At 41.2% G+C, this 514-nt stretch carries 1 tRNA gene; it reads left to right on the top strand.

Annotated elements, in window-relative coordinates:
• Nucleotides 1-27: 27 nt before the first annotated feature.
• Nucleotides 28-104: transfer RNA gene (locus GC093_RS30295), tRNA-Met, on the top strand.
• The last annotated feature ends 410 nt before the right edge of the window (nt 105-514 follow it).

Here is a 514-nt window from a genome sequence, read left to right as displayed (position 1 = left end):
TTTACCAACTTTTTTGTAAGACTATGACGCGGGGTGGAGCAGCCCGGTAGCTCGTCGGGCTCATAACCCGAAGGCCGCAGGTTCAAATCCTGCCCCCGCAACCAATTTAAAAGTACATTCGTTCATATAAAATTAGTTTAAAATGAAGAAACCACGAATTTTCGTGGTTTTTTTGTGTACAAAAGAAATTTTGGGGGTGAGCAATGCTACCCTTTATAACTTTATTACCTTGATCCGTCTCCTTGTGTTCCTCTAAATGGTAGGGGCTGTACAGGCGAGGCAGGGTTTAAGGAGGAACGTGGATACGCTATTTTGTAATGCACACGTGATCATTCAAGGGGAACGGAACTACGATCCTTTATTTGCATCAAAACCAAGCATTTGGGCAGTTTAGAGAAAAATAACGCATCGTAGTTCCCCAAAATTATGAATACGATTGGTGAAAGACAAATAACGGAATGATGTTCCGTAAGAGATTAAGAAGAGTCAGAGTTAGTAGAGGTAAGAGAATATA

Origin of the sequence: Paenibacillus foliorum, from assembly GCF_013141765.1 — a bacterium.
GTDB lineage: Bacteria > Bacillota > Bacilli > Paenibacillales > NBRC-103111 > Paenibacillus_S > Paenibacillus_S foliorum.
The sequence above is the reverse complement of the archived record's forward strand: the minus strand, read 5'-3'. Positions and strand labels throughout refer to the sequence as shown.